14 protein-coding genes are annotated in these 19,868 nt (G+C 45.6%); 8 read left to right on the forward strand and 6 right to left on the reverse strand.

From position 1 onward, the window contains the following. Positions 1-177 precede the first annotated feature (177 nt). Positions 178-1,842: a RagB/SusD family nutrient uptake outer membrane protein gene (locus tag FEM55_RS10360; protein WP_138281250.1), complete on the reverse strand. Its 1,665-nt coding sequence runs from the start codon at positions 1,840-1,842 to the stop codon at positions 178-180. Between the two features lie 42 nt (positions 1,843-1,884). Beyond that, the gene (locus FEM55_RS10365; protein WP_229209190.1) at positions 1,885-5,220 is read right to left on the reverse strand and encodes a SusC/RagA family TonB-linked outer membrane protein; all 3,336 of its coding nucleotides are present in this window, start codon (positions 5,218-5,220) and stop codon (positions 1,885-1,887) included. On the opposite strand from FEM55_RS10365, the gene FEM55_RS24940 reads away from it, so the two are divergent. Then, positions 5,219-5,371 carry a hypothetical protein gene (locus tag FEM55_RS24940; RefSeq protein WP_171036529.1) on the forward strand — a complete coding sequence of 51 codons (153 nt, stop codon included), beginning with the start codon at positions 5,219-5,221 and terminating at the stop codon, positions 5,369-5,371. The genes FEM55_RS10365 and FEM55_RS24940 overlap by 2 nt on opposite strands. A 631-nt stretch (positions 5,372-6,002) precedes the next feature. Here the strand turns inward: FEM55_RS24940 and FEM55_RS10370 are convergent. From FEM55_RS10370 to FEM55_RS10380, 3 genes are all read right to left on the reverse strand, one after another. Continuing rightward, positions 6,003-7,466 carry an alpha-L-fucosidase gene (locus FEM55_RS10370; RefSeq protein WP_138281251.1) on the reverse strand — a complete coding sequence of 488 codons (1,464 nt, stop codon included), beginning with the start codon at positions 7,464-7,466 and terminating at the stop codon, positions 6,003-6,005. A 231-nt stretch (positions 7,467-7,697) separates the two neighbouring features. Further along, complete coding sequence (locus FEM55_RS10375) at positions 7,698-9,119, reverse strand: alpha-L-fucosidase (RefSeq protein WP_138281252.1); 1,422 nt, start codon at positions 9,117-9,119, stop codon at positions 7,698-7,700. Between the two features lie 150 nt (positions 9,120-9,269). Beyond that, entirely contained in the window at positions 9,270-10,301 is a 1,032-nt protein-coding gene (locus FEM55_RS10380) for an isoaspartyl peptidase/L-asparaginase family protein (RefSeq protein ID WP_138281253.1), read from the reverse strand. Between the two features lie 324 nt (positions 10,302-10,625). Here FEM55_RS10380 and FEM55_RS10385 point away from each other — a divergent pair, with 324 nt between their 5' ends. Further along, the gene (locus tag FEM55_RS10385; protein ID WP_138281254.1) at positions 10,626-11,264 is read left to right on the forward strand and encodes an ABC transporter ATP-binding protein; all 639 of its coding nucleotides are present in this window, start codon (positions 10,626-10,628) and stop codon (positions 11,262-11,264) included. Then, the gene (locus FEM55_RS10390; RefSeq protein WP_138281255.1) at positions 11,261-12,334 is read left to right on the forward strand and encodes a hypothetical protein; all 1,074 of its coding nucleotides are present in this window, start codon (positions 11,261-11,263) and stop codon (positions 12,332-12,334) included. Before FEM55_RS10385 ends, FEM55_RS10390 begins: the two co-directional genes overlap by 4 nt. A 46-nt stretch (positions 12,335-12,380) precedes the next feature. On the opposite strand, the gene FEM55_RS10395 is transcribed toward FEM55_RS10390, so the two are convergent. After that, on the reverse strand, positions 12,381-13,094 hold the full coding sequence (locus FEM55_RS10395; RefSeq protein ID WP_138281256.1) for an SDR family oxidoreductase: 714 nt from the start codon (positions 13,092-13,094) through the stop codon (positions 12,381-12,383). A gap of 369 nt (positions 13,095-13,463) precedes the next feature. On the opposite strand from FEM55_RS10395, the gene fabG reads away from it, so the two are divergent. The 5 genes from fabG to FEM55_RS10420 all read left to right on the forward strand — a co-directional run bounded on the left by fabG (position 13,464) and on the right by FEM55_RS10420 (position 19,791). Then, a complete protein-coding gene (gene fabG, locus FEM55_RS10400; protein WP_138281257.1) occupies positions 13,464-14,210 on the forward strand; it encodes a 3-oxoacyl-[acyl-carrier-protein] reductase in 747 nt (248 codons plus the stop codon). Positions 14,211-14,285: 75 nt separating this feature from the next. Then, positions 14,286-16,361, forward strand: a complete 2,076-nt coding sequence (locus tag FEM55_RS10405) for a VWA domain-containing protein (RefSeq protein ID WP_138281258.1) — start codon at positions 14,286-14,288, stop codon at positions 16,359-16,361. Next, entirely contained in the window at positions 16,348-17,304 is a 957-nt protein-coding gene (locus tag FEM55_RS10410; protein ID WP_138281259.1) for a DUF2279 domain-containing protein, read from the forward strand. The genes FEM55_RS10405 and FEM55_RS10410 overlap by 14 nt, the downstream gene beginning before the upstream one ends. A gap of 68 nt (positions 17,305-17,372) precedes the next feature. Next, entirely contained in the window at positions 17,373-18,356 is a 984-nt protein-coding gene (locus FEM55_RS10415) for a Smr/MutS family protein (protein ID WP_138281260.1), read from the forward strand. 94 nt (positions 18,357-18,450) lie between these two features. Further along, positions 18,451-19,791: a DUF4403 family protein gene (locus FEM55_RS10420; RefSeq protein WP_138281261.1), complete on the forward strand. Its 1,341-nt coding sequence runs from the start codon at positions 18,451-18,453 to the stop codon at positions 19,789-19,791. Positions 19,792-19,868 lie beyond the last annotated feature (77 nt).

Consider the following 19,868-nt stretch of genomic DNA (forward strand, 5'->3'; position numbering starts at 1 on the left):
TTTTAAACCTTCCCGGTTTGCTGTGACGGATTGATTTGCATGAAAAAAAGTACGTTCTCATCTGAAAACGTACTTTTTTACTTACTGGTTATAACTACTATTTTGCATGCTGCAGCCCAGTCCGGAACGAATCCGAATAATCCGGAATTTTCGGAAGAGCTGTGTCAGAAACATGGATTACGGATTCTGTTTCAGGACATTTGCACCCATGATGTCAATTTGTGCCTGCGGAATAGGGAAGTACTCACTTTTGCCTTTTACGAAAGTTGCCCCGTTCAGGTAAGATCTTTTCTTGCTTTCTTTGGCCAGGTATGCATTCAGCACTTCGCTTGCAGTTCCCCAGCGAACCAGATCAAAATGACGGTGGCCTTCCAATGCGAGTTCAACGCGGCGCTCAAAACGGACAGCCTTTCTTGCATAGTCCTTGCTAGCAAATGCAGGGTAAGGTTTGATCAGGTAATTGGCAGCAGGCTTTCCGTCAGCTGCCATAACAACTTCATTTGCAGCGCGGGTTCGGATCTGGTTTACAATCGATAAGGCCGTTGGCAAATCGTTTTCTTCAACGGCAATTTCCGCACGCATCAGCAGCACGTCGGCATAGCGCAAATACCTGAAATTATTGGCATTGGCACGTGGAGATTCCGCACCCGCATTTTCACCGCTGTTGGCAAAATATTTCTTGAAAGTATAAGGTCCGGCAAAGCTCTGATCGCGGATCCAGTTTTTCCCCGGATGAATTCCCCAGTTCAGGAACGGCAAACCTCTGCGTCCAACGGTCCAGTCCAGTCTCGGGTCCAGCGTTCCTTCGTAGGGCGTGAAAGCATCGGCGGAAGAAAGTCCTTCGTCACTTTTTACATCCACATCATTGAACGTATCCAGCAGCGGCAAGCCGTTTGCATCTGTTTTAAACGCATTTACCAGGTTTTGCGAAGGCTGGAAAAAACCGCAGCAGCCGCCCGGTGCCGAACCGTAAGGAAAGTTCAGGTTGTCGCCCCAGCTTCCGTTTTCACCACTTCCGCCATCGCCGACAGACATTTGCACTTCAAACACAGACTCGGAATTGTTCTCGGTTGCAATCCTGAAATTGTCATGAAAATTCGGCACAAGTGCAAAAGTGCCGTTTGTGATCACATCCACCAGTAACGGTTTTGCCGCTGCATAGTCATTCTGATACATATGCACTTTCGCGAGCATGGCTTTTGCAGTCCACTTGCTTGGTCTTCCGGCCTGCGCTTTTGTTACAGCAAGATTGTCAACCGCATACTGGAAATCCGCCTCAATGTTCGGCCAGATGTCTTTGTCATTCGGAAGATTGATATAATCCGTTACCGTTTCATCCACGTAAGGAACCATGTTCCACATTTTTTTGGCTTCAAAATGATACCAACCGCGTAAGAACCTGGCTTCTGCCGAGGCCTGCGTTACTTCGGCCGGCGTCATATCCTTTGCTTTTGCAATCAGCTTCAATGCATCATTGGAACGGGAAACACCGTCGTACAGTGAAACCCATTTATCGTTGTAGGCGCCAATATCCGCTTGCGGAATGTAACGTTCTATGGTCGTGATCTGGGACTGGTCACCAACGTCGCTGCCTTTATAAGCATCGTCCGAGGCAACGGAGCCGTAGATCCAGTTACTCACAGACGAAGTAAAATTGAAACCGGAACCCACGCCGTCCAGCAGGCTGTATGCACCAATCAATACGGCATTGACGCCCGTTTTGTTGGAAAGCATTTCTTCGTTTCCTACACCCAGCGGCGTTGTTTCCAGAAATTCTTCCTTGCAGGCCGTCATTATTCCCATGCAAACCAATGCTGAAAATATTAAGACTTTCTTTTTCATAGTTTTTTGATATATATGAATCTTTACTGGTTTGTTTTAATGTCAAAATCCGAAATTGATACCGATCTGGTACATTTTTGATCTTGGATAATTGCCCTGATCAACACCCAGAACTGTGCTTCCCGGCGTGGAGCCAACCGAAGTAACTTCCGGATCGATGCCGCTGTAATTGGTAATCGTAAAAAGGTTCTGGCCCTGTACATAAATGCGTGCGCTGGTCAGACCGATTTTTGATAATACGGTATTTGGCAGTGTATACCCGATGGTTAGATTTTTCATTCTGAAATAAGAACCGTCTTCTATAAAATAGCTGGAAGGCTGCTGACTTCTGCTGTCATTGGCGTCCAGAATTGGAAGTACGGCATCCGGATTCTGCGGAGTCCAGGAATCGTTCAGCATGCGAAGGCTTCTGTTACCGGCCTGATTGTTGAAATCAACCCAGCGTTTTACCATATTGATCAGCTGATTTCCCTGTACACCCTGGAAAAATGCAGAAACGTCAAACCCTTTGTAACCTACATTCAGGTTGATACCGTATGTGAAGTCAGGATGCGGGTTTCCGATGAATTTCCGGTCTGCGTCTGTAATCGTTCCGTCGCCGTTGGTATCATGGTATTTGTACTTTCCGACTGCCGCATATCCCGGATATTTCACACCGTTGTCCACTTCGCCCTGATTCTGGTAAATTCCGTCGATTTGTAAACCATAGAAAGAGTACAAAGGCATTCCGGCTACCGAACGCGTCCAGGTATAACTGCGGATGGCTGGTCCGAGAAGTACTGCGGAAGCGCTGTTGTTCAGTTTTTCAACGTTGTTTTTGTAAGCCGAAATGTTACCGCTGATCGAATAGGTAAGATCGCCGTTCAGTGCCTTGTTGTTAAAGTCAATCGCAAGGTCAAAACCTTTGTTGTTCATCGAACCCACGTTCACAAATGGAATCGTTGCAACGCCCTGAGTGGCCGGCAAACTCACCTGATAAAGCATATCGGAAGTTGTACGGGTGTAAACATCCAGGTTAATGCCGAACATTCCTTTCAGGAAAGTCGCGTCCAGTCCAAGGTTGGTCTGCGTGGTGGTTTCCCATTTTGCATCCTGATTTCCGAATGCCTGCGTATCAAAGCCCGGCTGTACGGAATTGTTTGAGCCGTCGATGGCATAAGAAGACTGGTTAAGCGTGGAGCGGTACGTACTGAAACCGTTGTAATTCCCGATTTCCTGATTACCCGTTTGTCCCCAGCCGCCTCTCAGTTTCAAATCATCCAGCCAGGTCAGGTTTTTCATAAATTCCTCTTCCGAAAGCCGCCATCCCGCGCTGAATGCAGGGAACGTTCCGTAACGGTTGTTTTGTCCGAAACGCGACGATCCGTCACGTCTTACCGTAGCTTCCAGCAAGTAACGATCTTTAAGCGCATAGTTTATCTTGCCGAAAATCGAGAACAGTTCCCATTCGTAGCCTGCACCCGAGTTGTTGATCCCCGCCGTTCCCGAGCTCAGGTACATATACAAAGGATCTTCGGAGAAAAACGTCGTACGCGTTGCCGAAATGTCACGTCCTGTTCCTTTGATCGCTTCTGTTCCAAGCAATGCATTCAGCTTATGTATACTTCCGAAGGTTTTGCTGTAATTCAGCGTGTTGGACCATGTCCAGTTTACATCGTAAGCATACGCATTGGTCAAGGCGTTATTCGATTCAATTTCTGCTTCTTCCAGATCCAGCAAGGTATAGGCAACGCGGTTGGAATTGGTAAAATCCACACCAATGCTTGATTTTGCCACCAGGTCTTTCAAAATGTCCACTTCGGCATAGGCGTTTCCGAACACCCGGAAGCTGTTCGTCTGATTGTTTCTCGTTCTGTACAGCTGAGCCACCGGATTGGTAGCAGGCCCGAGGCCGGCAGCGCGCGTGGCCGCAAAATTGCCCATGATGTCATAAACCGGAATGATTGAAGGGATGCGGTATCCGTTTCCGATCGGGTTTCCATCCTGGTTGTTCGTGGAGCTGGCCGTACCGTTATTGTTGTAATAACCTTTGTTTTCCGTATAACTTACTTCCAGGTTTTCACCGAAACGGATTTTCTTTTTGAACTGGAATTCGGTGTTGGAACGAAGCGAATACCGGTTAAAGGATGTATTCAGCAGTACGCCGTCCTGCTTGAAATAATTCAGCGAAAGCGCATATCTTCCTGTTTCCGTTCCGCCCGTTGCACCGATATTGTATTCCTGGATGGCAGCCGGACGCAGGATTTCCTTATGCCAGTCGGTGCCTTGCTTGTTTGCTTCCACGATCTGGTAAAAACCCGTACGGTTGTAATTGTATAGCGCAGGATTCACCAACGCAGCCGCAGGATCATTCGGATTACTAGGATTCAGTGTAATGCCATAATTTGAACCTGCAAGTATGTAATCCGGAACCACGGCATTTGTGCCGTTGCCATATTGCGGATGCGATGGATTGCCGCCGGTCAGCAAGCCTGCATTTCTGCGCTGCGTCCATAACAGATCACCGAATTGCTGCGGATCTTTGATCAGGTCTAAATCCACTTTTCCTTTCTGCACACCGAAACGGCTGTTGAACGTAAACTGCGGAGCCCCGGCTTTTCCTTTTTTCGTTGTAATGATAATGACGCCGTTTGCTGCGCGGGAACCATAAATAGAAGCCGAAGAAGCATCTTTCAGTACCTGCATGGATTCAATGTTGTTCGGGTTGATGCTGTTCAATCCGCCTTTGGTCGGAACGCCGTCGATCACATAAAGCGGATCGTTGTTGTTGATCGTACCGAATCCGCGGATACGAACGGTCGCTTCACCGCCCGGTGTGTTGTTGGTCGTAACGGTAACGCCCGAGACTCTTCCCTGTAACTGCTGCGCTACGTTCGGAGCGGCCACTTTGGTCAGTTCCACAGGATCAACGGTGGATACGGAGCCGGTAATATCTCTTTTGGACTGGGAAGAATAACCGGTAACAACCACTTCGCTCAGTGATTTCACGTCGGATAAAAGGGTCACGTCAATCTGCGTTTTGTTTCCGATCGGAACTTCCTGCGTCAGAAAGCCGATGGAAGAAACAACGAGCGTTGTGCTGCCGTCTGGAATATTGAGTGAAAACTGCCCTTCGGAATCCGTAGTGGTTCCCACGGAGCTGCTGCCTTTCAGTACGACGGTCGCGCCTGGAATGACGCCGCCGGCTGCATCCACTACTTTTCCTTTGATAGCAATGTCCGCAGCTTGTCTGGTATTCAAACGGAGTGTAAGATTGCTTTCGGCTGGCTTACCGGTTTTTGCGGCCACTTGTGTAATCTGCCCGACACTTAATAGCAGAATAACGCTGCTCCGCATCAGTTTAAGCAGGTCATTCCCTCGGTAGAATGTTTTTTTCATGAAAGGTTTGGTTAAAGGTTATAAAATAGTAGATGTTAATTCCATTGCTACGGGCAGCATGTTAAGGGCTGCCGGCAATGATTTCCAAGTCGGGGCCATGTTGCTGCATGGATTGCCTTTGCTGTTTTTCTTCACATTGTTTCAGGTTTAGTTAAGGATGTAACAGGAATATACATGGAATGCTGAAAGGGATTCCTGAGGTCGAGTAAGTATTGAATGCAATGCTGATAACAGCAGGAGAGCCGGAAGATGATGGCTGCATTTGTAACGCCATTTGGAAAATGCATAAAAAACGGATCAAATCCGGCTATGTGTCTGATCTGCTGCAAACTGTACGGATCGTCATTTACCAGTCTCGGAAAATTCCAAAGTAAAGAAGGTCTGTTATTTATTACCGGAAATACCAAGTGTAAGTAAATCAAAGGTTACTGATCTGGCCAAAAATAGGTAATGAATGTATTATATGAAATAGTATATTGTAGAATATTGGAATAACAAAATTTTATTATTGTATTTTAATAAATAAGCCATTGAAATACTTGTTTATAACCCATTGTGATTGAACTTGATACTGAGATCAGGCCTGCCGGTTGGATTGTAACTTACTTTGTAGAACTTATTAGAAAAAGTAAATATCCGGTTACAAAATACTTCCGGACGATATGCACGGCAGAAGCCTTTTTGCTGTAAAACAGAAATCCGGTACAAACACGGCCTGCGCAAAAGCACAGTTCCCGTTTGTACCGGATTTTAAATGAGGTTATTTTAAACTGACTCTGAAACTATTCTGAATCCATGTAAAGTCCGAATTCGCTAATGGCCACGCTGACCGGCGATTTGGTGATTCTCAGCCGCATTTTCTGCGCCGTAACCGGAACTTCCAGTTTTACAATTCTTTTGGCACCGATGCTGGTTCCTTTATGGATTTCTTTCCAGTTGTTGTTTTCCCAGACATCCACTGCAAATTCCTCTACTCTTTGTCCCAGCTTAATGAATTCCTGAATAGCGATGATATCAAACGTAACCGGCTGGCTTAGGTCAATCGTAACTTCCGGCGTTTTGAAATCATCGTCCGTTGCCCAGTACGTATCCGCTTTTCCGTCGAGGATATTTTTTGCACTGTAAATGGAATTATACCCGCGCACATTCACGGCTCTTGAACTTGCACGTGCAATCAGATTTACGGCAAATGTCTTTTTGATATGATCGCCGAAAGCTTTCAGGCTGGCTACATCGTCATCGTGCAGCTGTCCGCGTGTATCGGGTGCCAGTCCGAGGTCAAGTGCCGCACCGCGGCCAACGCTTTTAAGATACAGGTCAAACAGTTTTTCAGGTGTTTTGGGCTTTTCTGTCGGATGGTAAAACCAGCCCTTGCGCAGCGGAACGTCGCATTCCGCCGGAATCCAGAACTTTCCGTTTCTTGTTCCGCCCGGGTTTTCCGTTGCATTGGCTTGTCCCGGCACAGCGACATTTTTTCCTTCCGAAGGTTTTGGCGTCAGCGTTGCCCAGGAAGTTTCATTCACACTTCCGTCCTCATTTCCGGCCCAGCGTACATCCCAGCCAATATCGCTGAAAATATTTGCTGAAGGCTGCAGCTTGCGCGTCAGATTGGTCCATGTGGAATCCCACTGATAATAGGTTGTGTTGTCAATGGAACGCTTTTCCTTTGCGCCGCCATAATAACCGTCGCCGCCATTGGCACCGTCGTGCCACGACATAAAGAGTTCGCCATAATTGGTATACAGTTCACGGAGCTGTTCCCGGTAAATTTTCAGGTATTCCGGTGTTCCGTAAGCGGCATTGTTGCGGTCCCATGGCGAGCAGTAAACGCCGAATTTCAGTCCGTGTTTTCTGGCAGCGTCGGCCACTTCTTTTACCAGATCGCCTTTTCCGCCGCGGAACGGGCTTTTTGTAATATTATATTCTGTGGTTTTCGTCGGCCATAACGCAAAGCCGTCATGATGTTTGGCAACCAGTACAATTCCTTTAAGTCCACCCGCTTTTGCTGCCAGTATGATTTGTTCAGCATTGAAATCAGAAGGATTGAATGTTTTCGGATCGGCATCGCCAAAACCCCATTCCTTATTCTCGAATGTAGTGGGTGTAAAATGCATGATGCCGTAAACTTCGGTTTCATGCCAGGCAACCTGCCGGGGAGCCGGCAATGCGCCGTAAGGTTTTGGAGGTGTCTGGGCAAAAGAATGAAGTGCCGTCAACAGAAAAAGAAAGGATAGGGGTTTTATCATTTGAAAAAAAAGTTTCTTGGTTAATGCAAGCAGCATTGTTGGTTGTTAATCATTGCCGGAAATGGTTCTTTCGGAAAGGCTTTCAGCGTGTTCCGGTCACGTTCTGATTTGTTCATTTTTATGGATTCAGGAAACCAAATGGCCCGCCAATGTATCAAATTTTTTACTGTAAAACCGTGTTCAGTGCAATTTGTTGAGCAACCCGGTTTAAATGAACCCGGCAGCCAAGTTTTAGTTAATCACAAAAAGGTATGCAGGCTGGCCGCCGATTTCAGCCAACTCTTTCGATGCAATCTGAATGGAACCGTCTTTTACTTTAAGCATTTTTTTCTTTCCTGCCAATGTGATTTTTGCATTCGGTGCAAGCGTTAATCCTTCCGGTTTCAGGCTTGCAGGAATTTTTTCGCCGGATTCGGCCAGATAAAAAGCATACGTTGTGTTTCCTTTTTTGGTATAGGCCCATTTGCCCTGGCGGTAAGGCGCAAGCGGCTTGGTTTCATAAATGCCGATGCCGTTGACATGCATCCATTTTCCCATTTCTTCCAGCCGGCCGTATGCTTCTTCATGCCATTCTCCGTCCGGGCCCGGCGCAATGTTCAGCAGCAGGTTTCCGCCTTTGGCAACGATATCCACCAGCGTATGCACCAGTTTTTGGGTGGATTTGAAATTTTCTTTCGGAATATAAGACCATGAGTCGCCCATTGTCATGCACGATTCCCACGGAATGGACATATAATGATCCGGAATGGACTGCTCGGGCGTTACATAATTTTCAAATTCGCCCGTCACGGTACGGTCTACAACCAGCAGGCCGGGCTGATGCGATCTTGCCATCTTTGCAATTTTGGGCATGTCAATATCCTGATCGTACGGAATGCTTTTCTGCCAGCTGATATTCGGGTCAATGGTGTTGAAAGGCCGCACCCAGCCGCCATCCAGCCACAGAATATCCACCGAGCCATAATCAGACATCAGTTCTTCAATCTGGTTATAGGTGAAATCCTTGAATTTCTGCCACATTTCAGGCCTTTTTTTAGGGTCATAGGAAACGTTGCGGTCTTTTGGCGGAAAGTACGGCCACCAGTAAGAATCCGTGTTCCAGTCCGGTTTGGAAAAGTAAGTCCCGGTCATGAATCCCTGATTCCTGAATGCCGACAGCACTTCTTTCGTCACATTGCTTTTCGGATTGGATTTGAAAGGCGTATTGGTAATCTTGTAATCCGTGTATTTGGAGTCGAACATGGCAAAGCCGTCATGATGTTTTGTAGTAAAAACCACATATTTCATACCTGCATTCTTTGCTGCCTGCGCCCATCTTTCCGGATTGAATCTGACCGGATTGAACGTCTGCGGAATAGCTTCGTAAGCTTTTTTATATTCATTGTAATCATGCGCATGCGGCCCTCTGCGTTCGCACCAGCCTTCATCCTCCGGGCAAAGCGACCAGGATTCCACAATTCCCCACTGGCTATACGTTCCCCAATGCATCAGCAAACCGAATTTTACATCCTGCCATTTGCTTAGTTTTTGCTGTACAAGCGGATCTGTTGGTGCAATGTATTTGGAATGATCCTGTTCCGCATGCTGCTGCGCGTATAAACTGCTTTTGATTAATAAACCTGCAAGCAGGAAAACGGTCAATTTAAAGTTCATTGTAATGGGTTAATGAGTGGGTTGAAGCAATTGGCTGTTAGCTTTTAGCTATTACCTTTTGGAAAAATAGATGGTTAGTATGGGTAAAATATAAATCGAGAATATGACGGATTTCAATCAGTTACAGATAAACAGTCTTACTTTTTTGAATCAGGCAAAATAGCTCTTGGCATTGATGACCTTTCCTTTTCCGCCTTGTTCCGTAACGGTGTAATTGAAGCCTTTCTGAACGGAATACGCGCCGACTTCTCCTTGTTTGTTAATGGCAATAAATCCTACCTGAAACGTTTTTGCACGTTCCGGATTCGGCTTCACAATGCGTTCAACGGCCTTTTTGCACGCTTCTTCCGGAGAAAGCCCGGAGCGCATGAATTCCACAACCAGATGCGTTCCGCAAACCCGGATTACTTCTTCGCCCTGACCGGAAGAGGTAGCAGCACCGATTTCGTTATCCACAAAAAGACCAGCGCCGATAATTGGCGAATCGCCGACTCTGCCGCGCATTTTGAAGCCCATGCCGCTTGTCGTGCACATGCCTGAAAGATCGCCCTTTGCGTCCAGTGCGAGCGTTCCCATGGTATCATGGTTAAAAGAGCCGTCCTCGAGCCGTGCAGGCGCAAACGGTCCGTGTCCTTTCGGGTGCGACTGCTGATGTTCAATGTTGATAACAGGCTTGTATTCCGCTTTGATGAGCCATTGTTTATACGACTTTTCAGCATCGGGCGAAAGCTTGTCCGGTTCCAGCTTGAAGCCGTTTGCCAGTGCAAACTGTTGTGCGCCAACCCCTGCCAGAAATACATGCGGCGTGGTTTCCATCAGTTTTCTTGCAACCGAAACCGGGTGTTTGATCCTTTCCAGAAAAGCGACCGAACCGCAGTTTGCCTTTTCATCCATAATGCAGGCGTCCAGCGTAACATGCCCGTCGCGGTCCGGGTTTCCGCCGAGACCTACGCAGCAATTAATGTCGTTTTCAATCGCGATCGCTGCCTGTTCCACTGCATCCAGTGCTTTTCCGCCTTTTTCAAGAACCGGCCAGGCTGCGCCGTTGGCAATTTGCCCGCTGTCCCAGGTGGAAATGACAACCGGTTTGTTTATAGCAGATTTGGCAAATAAATCGCTGATGCGGGAAAATGGAAGTACAACAGCAGACAAGCGTAGAAAAGAGCGGCGAGATGACGACATAGGATTTATATTAATATTTTTTAAAAAGTCCTTTTTGACTTTAAAATTTTTTCAAATATACAGTTATAAGCACTACTTGCCAATAAGGTAATAATATTTTGTTGAACATGGAAACGGTAAGATTTTAGGTAAGTATTTCATAATTAATTTAGAATAAAGTACTTAATGCAAGGACTTGTAGATCGTTATAAAAGAAGATAGAACGTCTGTTGAAATCTGTTTATAGGTGTTTTGATCATCCGGATCTGTCAAAAAAATTCATCCTTTACTAATTAAAAACAAAAAGCTTTATTTGGCAGAAAGTATTAAATTTTTCGCATTCATATGGTTCTGGAAATAAGGGATCTGCAACAGAAATACGGAGAACTTGAAATTCTGAACATTCCGTACTGGCAAATAGAAAAAGGCATTTACTGGATTCAGGGCGAAAACGGAGCTGGCAAATCGACGCTTTTCAGGACGCTTTCGGGAATGCTGCCGTATACCGGTTCCATTGTGCTTGACGGCAAATTTGATCTGAGAAAAAATCCGGTTGATTACAAACTGCGGTTGAATCTGGGCGAAGCCGAGCCGTTATATCCTTCCTTTCTGACCCCTGCTGATCTGATTGCCTTTGTCGCGGAATCCAAAAAAAGTCCCGAAGGGCAGGCCGAAATGCTGATTGAAGCCTTTGGTGTCCATTATCTTTCCAGTCCGTTCGGAAGCTATTCCAGCGGCATGGTTAAAAAGGTTTCGCTTTTGCTGGCTTTTCTCGGGAATCCGTCCGTGATTATTCTGGACGAGCCTTTGATCACGATTGATCAGGAAGCGCGGGCTTCGTTGTTTGAGCTGATTAAATCCTGTTACCTGAAAGGCGTTACTTTTCTGCTTTCTTCCCATCAGCCGTTCCAGCACGAAGGATTGACGGTTTCACAAAGTTTTGCATTGAAAGACAAAACGCTTGTCCCGGTTTCCGCTTTATGAAAGCACTGGTCTTATCTACAGTTTCCGAATTTTTCAGAAAACGGGCCGGACTGTTTCTGGTGCTGATCGGGATATTGTTCGGCTTTCTGAGGGGAGAAGAGCATCATGCATTCGCTGTTTTCTTCCTGACGGCATCTTTCGGAAAACTGTATCTTTTTCTGATCTGGCTTTTCTACGCGCTTTTCTGCATGCAGTCCTTGTTGCAGCAATTGCAGCAGCCGGAGTACGGTTTCATTTACCTGACAAGACTCTGGCCGGTGCCCGTCAGAATATACCGCTTTACGGTAATTGCATTCGGCTTGCTTCAGCCGGTTCTTTATTATGGCGTTTACCTGATTGTTATCGCTGTTCAGGACAAAATACTTCCGAGCATATGGCCGGTGCTGCTGTTTTATCCTGCACTTGCACTGCTGGTGGCGGTTAGTTTGGAATGGAAAATCCGTCAGCCGGCGGCATTTATCAAAAGGAAAAGTAACAGCATTGTTAAACTGCCATTCAAAAGACCGGTTTCACTTACGTACTGGAAACTGGAATGGCTGTTAAAAGAAAAAGGAATTACATTGCTGATCGGAAAAGCAGGTTCTGTTCTGGTTACATTTGGAACGCTGCTTTATTTTTCAACCGGTGATTACGACCTGCGCCTTCCCGCAATCGGCATGTCGTTTGCTTATTTGCTGAATACCGGCATTTCCTATGAAATTTACCAATGGGAAAGTGAAATCTGGATGTGGGGCCGAACGCTTCCGGCTTCTGTTTTCATGCAAATCCGGCAAATCGTAAAAATCCATGCAATGATTATTCTGCCCGAAACGCTGATTTTGCTGCGGGATGGATTGCTGACTTTTTATCAGATCGTTCAGTTGTACATGTTAGGACTGTCGCTGATTTTTTTATTGCATCTGTTTTTTTACAAAAAAGAAGGAATTCCGGAAGATTCTGCAAAGACCGTCTTTTTAGGCTTCATATTGCTGACTTTATTGATTCTCTACAAAATACCGGTTCTGATGATGGCCGGAATGCTTTTCCTGTTTTCAATCCTCGTTTATCCAAAATGGCGTAAAATCCACTGATCACAGATTTGACGTGAAAAAGCAAATTTGTGATCAGTGGAAACAGTTACTTCGCCGGCATTGTCGGCCTTACTTCCACTTTGCTCGGAAGCGTGCGGGCCGGCATTTTAATAAGGTCGGCAACAATTTGTCCGATATCTTCTGGCTGAATTTTCCATGCATCCTTTTCGGAAGGCTGGTGATTGTTGAACTCGGTCGCTACGGAACCCGGCATAATGGTTGTTACTTTGATTCCGGCGTCTCTTACGTCCATCATCATGGCCTGCGAAAAACCGACAACGCCGAATTTACTTGCATTGTAAGCGCTGCCGCCGGCGAAAAAGTTGGTTCCTGCAAGGCTGGAAATGGTAATGAAATAACCTTTTGTTTCTGTCAGCGCCTTTATAGCTGCCTTTGCGCTGAAAAATACGCCGGTAAGATTGATATCAATGGTTTCATGCCACTGTTCCGCGGTCAGTTCGGAAACGGGGGCAAAATGTCCGACGCCTGCATTGGCAATGAGATAATCCAGCCGGCCCCATTTGGCAATAACGGCATCAACTGCTTTCTGCTGTGATTCCAGGTTTCTGACATCAGACTGGATTCCGATTGCGGCTCCTTCCCTGATTTTATTAAGTGAAGCCGCTGCTTCATCTGCACTTTCCTGCGAGCGGCTTGTTATTGCAACAGAGATGCCTTGTCTGATCAGCACTTCTGCCACGCCATATCCGATTCCTTTTGAGCCGCCTGTAATTAATGCGATTTTGTTTTGGTCTGCCATTATTCCGGGTTTTTAGTAAATGAAAATTTTAAGAATAATAAAGTAACAGTGCCAAAACAAAGAAGGTTTGGTTTGTAAAATGTAATTTCATGAAAGGGATTCGAAATTTTGCATATCCCTTCATATCCTGATTTGATCAAATGCCTGAAATTAGCTGAGGTTATTAAAAGTTCTTTTTTATAAAAGTTAAAAGCTATTTGCCCATAGCAGCATGCAATAAAATATACTGGACTTGTCAGGTTAATTTTACGGAATACGGTCTTCTGTCAATAAAGTCACGCAAGCAGTCTGCATTTTCTTTTTTGACCGTCTCTGACCAATCACCTATTTTTGCCAACCTTAAATTATTTTGACCGATCTAACTCGTTTATGAAAATTGTAGAAAATAAAGTCGCATTGGTTACCGGCGCTTCCCGGGGCATTGGCCGTTCCATTGCATTGCGTCTTGCCCAGGAAGGTGCCGATGTTGCATTTACCTATTTGTCCAGCGTGGAAAAAGGCGAAGCACTCGCAAAAGAACTAGAAGAATTCGGCATCCGGGCAAAAGGGTACCGTTCGGATGCGTCCGATTTCAAAGCAGCGGATCAGCTTGTAACCGACGTACTGGCAGATTTCGGCAAGCTGGATATCCTGATCAACAATGCAGGCGTAACGCGCGATGGTTTGCTGATGCGCATGAGCGAGGAACAGTGGGATACGGTAATCAATATCAATTTAAAATCGGTTTTTAACCTGACAAAGGCCGCTATCAAAAGCATGATGCGTGCAAAAAGCGGTTCGATTATCAATATTACTTCGGTGGTGGGAATCCGCGGAAATGCCGGTCAGTCCAATTATGCGGCTTCCAAAGCAGGCATAATCGGTTTTACCAAATCCATTGCGCTGGAACTCGGCTCGCGGAACATCCGTTCCAATGCCGTAGCGCCGGGCTTTATAGAAACCGAAATGACCGATGCCATTGATGCCAAAGCCGTGGAGGACTGGAAGCAGTCTATTCCGATGAAAAGAGGCGGCCAGCCGGAAGAAGTGGCGGATGCCTGCGTGTTCCTTGCTTCGGACCTTTCGCGTTATATTACCGGGCAGGTTATTCAGGTGGACGGTGGTATGTTAACATAGTCTCTTTCTTCGTTAGTAAATAGCTGGCAGTTTCCTTGTATATTGTACCGCTGCCAAGCTATTGACATTTCACTCATGCGGTCTGAACTGATTTTCCAAACTCCTTACTGGTTTATTATCTTTTGCCTGCTGGCAGGAGCACTGTATGCATACCTGCTGTACCAGCCTCAGCCGTCGTGGGGAAAAAGGTTAAATTACTTGCTCGCATTCTTCCGCAGCCTTTCGGTTGCACTGATCTGCTTTTTGCTGTTAAGCCCTCTGGTGAGGAAAACGGAAACCTCGGTGGATAAGGCAAAAATCGTTTTTGCCATCGACAATTCGGAATCTGTCAAACCCTACGGCGAAACGCTGCTGTCGCAGATAACTGCTGCCACAAAAGACCTGGAAGAATCGGGATTTGAAGTAAGTGTTCAGACGCTTGACAAAACGGCAAAATCGGCTTCTGCGGATTCCGTACGTTTCAATCAGAACAAAACGGATCTTTCCGGCATGCTTCAAAACGTAAAAAGCAACTTTGAAGGACGCAATCTGACGGATGTGGTTCTGCTTTCGGACGGGATTGTCAATCAGGGAATTTCTCCGGCATATAACCGTTTTCCATTCAAAATCAATGCGCTGGCAGTAGGAGATACGGTTCCGGATCTGGATATCCGGATCAAGGATGTAATAAGCAACCGTATTGCGTATCTTGAAAATGAGTTTCCTGTTCGTGCCGAAATTGTTGCCAACGGCCTTGCTGGAAAGTCCACAACCGTGACTTTAAAGCAGAACGGACGCGTGATTGCCAGCCAGAATATCGTAATTGACCGTCCTGAATTTTACAAAGCCGTTGATTTCAAAGCTTCTTCCAGCCAGAAAGGTGTACAGCATTATACCGTGGAACTCGGCGCGGTTTCCGGTGAAACTTCTGCAAAGAACAATAAAAAGGATATTTACATTGACATCATTGACGGTCGTCAGCGGATTCTGCTGCTGGCGCTTGCCCCGCATCCGGATATTAAAAGCATTCGCAGCATGATCGAGGCCAATGACAATTATGAACTGGATATCAGCATACTTTCAATTTCGAATAACCTGCCGCCTTCTGCGAAGCCGTACGATCTGGTGATTTTGCATCAGGTTCCGAACGTGCTGGGTCTTGGCAATGCGCAGATCCGTAAATTTATGGAAGCCAAGACGCCTGTTTTTTACATTCTGGGAAATCAGTCGGCTGTTCCGCTGGCCAATACAATGAACAGGTCGTTGATTATCAATGCTTCCAATAACCAGATCGATAAAGTAACGGCGCGGTTCAACCCTTCTTTTCAGCAAATGAATTTTGATGCGGAAAGCCTTAAACTGCTCGAACGCCTTCCACCTTTGTCGGTGCCTTTTGGTGAGTACAATATTTCCTCAGGAACGGAAACGATCCTTTTTCAGAAAGTAGGAACGTTGAATACAAGTAAACCTTTGCTTGTGCTGAACACAAACGGCGAGCAGAAAATTGCCGTGCTGGCAGGCGAAGGAATCTGGCAGTGGCGGCAGGAAGAATTTGCCCAGACGAGCAAGCAGGAAGTGGTGGATAATTTGTTCCAGAAAGTAATTCAGGTGCTTTCCGTCAGAGAAGACAAGCGCAAGTTCCGCGTGTACCCGCTGAGCAATGAACTGGAAGCCGGCGAGCAGGTTGTGTTCCAGACGGAAATTTACAATGACATTTATGAACCTGTTTTTGGTCAGGAAGTAAGTCTGAACGTAACGGACGAGAAAGGAGCAACCAAGCAATTTACTTATACGCATACAAAGGAAAATCCTTCTTTTAACGTAACCGGGCTCTCGGAAGGCGTTTACCGTTATGTTGCATCAGCTTCAATGCGGAACGGACAGGAAAAAGCAAGCGGACAGTTTGTGATCCGGAATGCCGACCTGGAAGCAAATAATACGACAGCAGATTTTGGCATGCTGCGCGAACTGGCAAACCGCTCGGGCGGAACGTTCCTGACAGCTTCGGCTTTGCCTGATTTTATCCGCCAAATAAAAGAGAACCGGCCTTCCGACCGGCTGGACAGCAGCGAGGAAATGGTCGAATTGATTTACCTGAAGTGGCTGTTTTTTCTGCTGGTTGTACTTCTGGGCGTTGAATGGGGACTAAGAAAGTACCATGGCGGATATTGAAAGAAAACCTTGTTTGCTGTTTGCCGGATTTTTGCCCAAGATTATTTTAGTATGGTTTATATTTAAAAGTACCGCTTCTTTCGCTTTTCAGAATGCTGTTGAACCAGACAGCGTTCTTACCGATTCCGTCAGCCGTATAAACCCGGATTATAAAATGCTGCGCGGAATATTTGCGGCCCAATCTGCATTGTATCTCGGCACTATTTACGGGTTAGGTAAATCCTGGTACAAAAATCCGCTCACCAAGTTTAGCATCAAAGACGATACACACGAGTGGCTCCAAATGGACAAACTGGGGCACGTTTACACATCGTACCAGATTGCACGCCATACTGCGGCCATTTACAGGAAAACGGGTATATCCAAAAAACAAATGCTCATTTACGGAGCAATTTCAGGCGTTATTTTCCAGACACCCATTGAAATCCTTGACGGATTTTCTCCCGATTACGGATTTTCTCCCGGCGATATGGTTGCAAACATAACCGGCTCAGCCATTTACCTCGGGCAAATCGCCTTATGGGATGAAGTGCGCATACAACCCAAATTTTCCTTTCATTATACTTCATTGTCGCGGGTAAGGCCCGAGCTGCTTGGCAGCAGCCGTTTGGAAAGCTGGCTGAAAGATTACAACGGACAGACTTACTGGCTTTCGTTCAGTCCCGGAAGTTTTTTTAAAGGCAGCGGCTGGCCGTTGTGGCTTTGTTTTTCAGTGGGTTACGGCATGCATGATATGGTTTCTGCTGAGAAGTCAAGAAGTATAGAACTTGGTTACGTTCCTTATCGACAGTATTATTTGTCTTTGGATATTGATCTGACCAAGATCAAAAGCAGGAAAAAATTTGTTCGTACAATCGGGTTTCTGGCAAATTCGATCAAAATCCCGGCACCGTCGTTGCAGTTCAGTAAAAAGGGCGTTGCGTTCAAGCCTTTTTATTTCTGATCGGATGATTGTAAAAGTGCCGGAATGAATATGCCTGAAACAGAATTCAGGAATTTAAATTTAAAAAAATGAATATAGGAGATAAAGTAAGGCTTGTACACGGCAGGGAAGAGGGCGTAATTTACGCTTTTTTACCCGGAAATGTGGTTGAAATAGAAATAGAAGACGGTTTCCGGATTCCGGTTCTGCGCAATGAGATCGTGACGATTTCACCTGTTGAATCGCAACGATTGGTAAAAGAAAAGGATACTAAAAAAATAGGTTCTCAAAGCGACAACATCGTTTCAAGATCAGCGCCTTTTGCGGAAAAGGGGATTTATCTGGCTTTTGTTGCCATTAATGACAAAGCGGTTACGATGCATGTTATTAATAATTCAGACTGGACGCTTCCGTTTACAGCGGCTTCTGTGAATGAACAGGTTAGTACGGGTTTGTCGGGTGGTGTACTGCTGCCGCGTACTTCGCAAAAGCTGACGGAACTGCTGATGAAAGATTTCGAAAGCTGGCCGGTTTTTGAATTTAAAATCCTTTATTACCGGAGCGGAAATTACAGCCTGCCGCAGACTTTGCATAAGAGAATCAAATGCCGTGCGCAGTCTTTTTATAAAAACAAAAGGAAAGCACCGGTGCTTGAAAAAGAGGCTTTTATTTATCAGCTCGACGAAGAAAACCTGAAAAAGGAAGTGCAGCCACATGCTGAAAATTTGTCGGAAGAGCTCAAAAACAGCATGCTGGGCGGAACGGAATCAAAGCCTTTGGCAATGGAAAAGCCGCAGGCCGTTGTGGATCTGCACATTGAGAAACTTGCCGTTAACACAGCAGGGATTTCGAAAGATAACCTGCTGAAAACACAGCTTGCGGCCTTTGAAACCAACCTTGAGCTGGCCATTGCAAACGGAATGGATGAAATTACGTTTATTCACGGCGCAGGAAGCGGCGTGCTCCGGGAAGAGCTGCACCGCCGACTGGGTAAAAACCCGCATGTCAATTATTTCAAGGATGCTCAGAAAGAAAAATTCGGATACGGTGCAACCCTCGTCAAGATCAAATAAATGGCTTTATAAATGCTTGTATCTGATTCTTATTTCAGGTATCATGCTGATCCTGTGGCAATGTCGTTCAAAGAAAACTGCTCCAAAAGCGCCTATGGAAGAATATAAATATTCTGATAAAGAGATTCAGAACGAAAAACACCTTTCTGTTATCAACGTTCCCGTAGAAATACCCGTTTCGGAACTTGAAAATCAGATTAACATGAAGATCAAAGGGCTTATTTATGAAGACAACAGCTATGAAGATGACAATAACGACAATTTAAAAGCAAAGGTCTGGAAAATAAGTCCGATCAAGGTCATTGCCATTGATTCTTCCTTTTTGTTTGAGGTTCCTCTGAAGATATGGGTCAGCGCAGGATATAGAATTAGTCCGCTGGGCATAAAAATGTCCGGATTCAAGGATACGGAATTTTCAATCAGGATCCGGCTGATTTCCAAACTGGGCATTTTGCCGAACTGGAAAATAAAATCGGAAACTTATGTAGACAGTTACGACTGGATCACGGACCCGAATGTAAAGGTTGCCGGCATCAACATTCCAATCAAAAGCATGGCCAGCCGGCTTCTGAACAAAAATTTTGATAAAATTACAGAAGCAATCGACGAACAGGTTTCTGCCAATATCGAACTTAAAAAAAGTGCTGAAATGGCGTGGGAAATGGCCCGCCAGCCGATTATGCTTGCAAAAGAATTTGATACATGGCTTGTGGTCGCTCCGTCAAAAGTCGTTATGACGCCATTACTGGCCAAAAACAATATTCTTCGTGCCGTCATTGGCATTAGTGCTTATACCCAAACGGTTACATCAGCCGTCAAGCCGGTAGTTCCGACGGTTCACAAGCTTCCGGATCTGGAAATTGTAAATCATGTAAATGAGGATTTCAAAATCGGATTGATCAGTCTTGTTTCCTATGAAGACGCGGCCCGGCTTGCAACGGCAAAACTGAAAGGCGAAACGTTTTCATTTTTGAACGGCCAGTATAAAGTAGAAGTTACGTCTGTTGAAATGTATGGGCAAAACGACAGGCTTGTAATAAAGGCTGCGATGAAAGGTAGTATAAACGGTACAATATATTTAAAAGGTATTCCGGATTATAACCCTGACAACCAGCAATTATCTCTAAAAAACCTGGACTACGATCTTGACACAAGAAATGCAATAGTTCGAACTGCCGGATGGCTGCTGCAAGGACAGTTCAGCAGAATGATGGAAAAGAAAATGGTGTTTCCGGTAGGTCAGCAGATCATCGATGCAAAGGCTAAAATCCAGAAAGCACTGCAGAATTACAAAGTAACCGATGGTGTCATTCTGAAAGGTAATCTCTCCGATATTGTTCCGGATAAGGTTTATTTAACTCCTAAACACATTTATTCTGTTGTGTTTGCACACGGAAAGGTTAATTTGCGGGTTGACGGGCTAAAAGGAATTTGAGAGATATAATTTGTACAATAATAAGCTTGTTTACCATATTTTTTTACTTTTAATAGTATATTAACTGCTGATCAAAA

Source organism: Dyadobacter sediminis (assembly GCF_005860765.1).
GTDB classification, from domain to species: domain Bacteria; phylum Bacteroidota; class Bacteroidia; order Cytophagales; family Spirosomataceae; genus Dyadobacter; species Dyadobacter sediminis.

Coding starts and splice junctions, on each gene's coding strand:
- FEM55_RS10360 (WP_138281250.1), bottom strand. CDS start 1,842: ATGAAAAAGAAAGTCTTAATATTTTCAGCATTGGTTTGCATGGGAATA.
- FEM55_RS24940 (WP_171036529.1), top strand. CDS start 5,219: ATGAAAGGTTTGGTTAAAGGTTATAAAATAGTAGATGTTAATTCCATT.
- FEM55_RS10365 (WP_229209190.1), bottom strand. CDS start 5,220: ATGAAAAAAACATTCTACCGAGGGAATGACCTGCTTAAACTGATGCGG.
- FEM55_RS10370 (WP_138281251.1), bottom strand. CDS start 7,466: ATGATAAAACCCCTATCCTTTCTTTTTCTGTTGACGGCACTTCATTCT.
- FEM55_RS10375 (WP_138281252.1), bottom strand. CDS start 9,119: ATGAACTTTAAATTGACCGTTTTCCTGCTTGCAGGTTTATTAATCAAA.
- FEM55_RS10380 (WP_138281253.1), bottom strand. CDS start 10,301: ATGTCGTCATCTCGCCGCTCTTTTCTACGCTTGTCTGCTGTTGTACTT.
- FEM55_RS10385 (WP_138281254.1), top strand. CDS start 10,626: ATGGTTCTGGAAATAAGGGATCTGCAACAGAAATACGGAGAACTTGAA.
- FEM55_RS10390 (WP_138281255.1), top strand. CDS start 11,261: ATGAAAGCACTGGTCTTATCTACAGTTTCCGAATTTTTCAGAAAACGG.
- FEM55_RS10395 (WP_138281256.1), bottom strand. CDS start 13,094: ATGGCAGACCAAAACAAAATCGCATTAATTACAGGCGGCTCAAAAGGA.
- fabG (WP_138281257.1), top strand. CDS start 13,464: ATGAAAATTGTAGAAAATAAAGTCGCATTGGTTACCGGCGCTTCCCGG.
- FEM55_RS10405 (WP_138281258.1), top strand. CDS start 14,286: ATGCGGTCTGAACTGATTTTCCAAACTCCTTACTGGTTTATTATCTTT.
- FEM55_RS10410 (WP_138281259.1), top strand. CDS start 16,348: ATGGCGGATATTGAAAGAAAACCTTGTTTGCTGTTTGCCGGATTTTTG.
- FEM55_RS10415 (WP_138281260.1), top strand. CDS start 17,373: ATGAATATAGGAGATAAAGTAAGGCTTGTACACGGCAGGGAAGAGGGC.
- FEM55_RS10420 (WP_138281261.1), top strand. CDS start 18,451: ATGGAAGAATATAAATATTCTGATAAAGAGATTCAGAACGAAAAACAC.